Raw genomic sequence first — 1,844 nt, 5'->3', positions numbered from 1 at the left:
TATTAACAGCATCTCGGGAATTAACCTGACGCTGTGTATGTATATACTTGCTGCTTTCTCTGTAATAATTACACTTGGGGGGATGAAAGTAATTGGATACACGGATGTTATTCAGGTATTCTTCCTGATTCTAGGTGGATTAGCTACAACATACCTGGCGCTAAATCTGGTGGCGACACACTTTGGACAAAGCGGTGTATTAAGCGGGTTCACCTTGCTGACGGAACATGCCGATAGTCATTTCCACATGATTTTTGACAAGGAAGATGAAAACTACCTCGATTTACCTGGATTATCCGTGTTGATAGGTGGTATGTGGATTGTGAATTTAAACTACTGGGGTTGTAATCAATACATTACTCAACGTGCTTTGGGCGCTGATTTACCAACTGCACGTAAAGGTTTATTATTTGCGTCATTCCTTAAATTACTGATGCCGGTTATTGTGGTGTTACCTGGTATTGCTGCTTATGTGTTATACAAAGAAGGTTATGGTGACTTCCAGTCTTCAATGATGAAGGACGGTGAAGTTGCGCCTGATACCGCCTATCCGGTATTGTTAAACCTATTGCCTACAGGCTTAAAAGGTTTATCATTTGCTGCACTTACTGCAGCTGTGGTAGCTTCATTAGCAGGTAAAGCAAACAGTATTGCCACTATTTTTACACTTGACATCTACAAAAAAGTAATTAACAAAAAGGCCGATGAAAACAAACAGGTTGTTATTGGTCGCTGGGTGGTGATTGTTTCTATGCTTGTGGCCATTGTGATTGCACCCTTGTTAGGTATTGATAAAAAAGGGGGATTCCAGTTTATACAGGAATATACAGGTTTCTTCTCACCGGGTATCTTTGCGATGTTTATCTTAGGTTTCTTTTGGAAAAAGACTACTTCGAATGCAGCGCTGTTTGCTACCATTGGAGGTTTCTTATTATCAGTATGGTTTAAATTCCTTCCATTTATGATGGATTTAAGCTTCTTGTATTCAAGTGGTTTCGCTGTTCCGGTTAAACAAAGAGATGGTGCAACTTTATATGAGATTCCTTTCTTAGACCGTATGGGTTTTGTATTCATTATCTGTTTAGTGGTGATGTACATCATCAGTATGTACGAAAACAAAAAAGGTGTGATCACCAAAGGACTTGAAATTGAGAAAGAGATGTTCTACACCAGCAAAGGTTTTGCTGTAGGCTCACTCATCATTTTAGGCTTGATTGCTGCATTGTACACCGTTTACTGGTAACAGTTACGAATAATTGATAAACGAAACGGCCGGTCATTGCGTAAATGACCGGCCGTTTTTCATATCAACATTTTAATATTAGCCATTAAAACACATGGTTCAGGTAACCTGGATAAACCAGTAATGGAATATCAATGTGTCTGGCCACCTTTTGCGTTCGGCTTCGGTTAAATAAAACATCAATAAGGCTACTACGGTGATGCACCATTACCAACATATCAATTTGCCCATGCTCGGAAAGCCAGTCAAGCCCTTCATCCACATTCATTTGTTTAATATCGCGGAAATGGACGTGAGGGTAATCTATTCTGGTGGTAATGTAATTTATGAAATCGGCTATTTTAGCCCTTTGTTTATCGTCATCACCTTGCCCCTCACTCACATGTGCCACAAGAATCTCGGCGTTGAACTGGGCAGCAAAGGTGGAAAGAGAACGGATCACACCAATATCGTCATGGCTTAAATCAGTTGCAAATGCAATTTTATTAATACCAATGAATGTTGCGGCTGCCGGAACCAATAACACTGGTATTTTAGCATGGCTTATCATTTCTCGGCTACAGATGTTTCGGAATTTAAAAGAACTAATAGTGCATCAAAA

At 39.8% G+C, this 1,844-nt stretch carries 2 protein-coding genes; one reads left to right on the top strand and one right to left on the bottom strand.

The window, feature by feature from the left end; all coding sequences use genetic code 11:
- Nucleotides 1-1,243, top strand: a 1,243-nt coding sequence (locus ACR2F3_RS05180) for a sodium:solute symporter family transporter (protein WP_432708913.1), incomplete at its 5' end; no start/stop codon positions are given.
- An 85-nt stretch (nt 1,244-1,328) separates the two neighbouring features.
- Here ACR2F3_RS05180 and ACR2F3_RS05175 read toward each other — a convergent pair.
- A complete protein-coding gene (locus ACR2F3_RS05175) occupies nt 1,329-1,793 on the bottom strand; it encodes a universal stress protein (RefSeq protein WP_432708912.1) in 465 nt (154 codons plus the stop codon).
- Nucleotides 1,794-1,844: the final 51 nt, after the last annotated feature.

The sequence above is a fragment of the Pedobacter sp. genome, from assembly GCF_045627485.1.
GTDB lineage: Bacteria > Bacteroidota > Bacteroidia > Sphingobacteriales > Sphingobacteriaceae > Pedobacter.
Note: the sequence above shows the minus strand (reverse complement) of the source record. Positions and strands in the feature narration are given on the sequence as shown.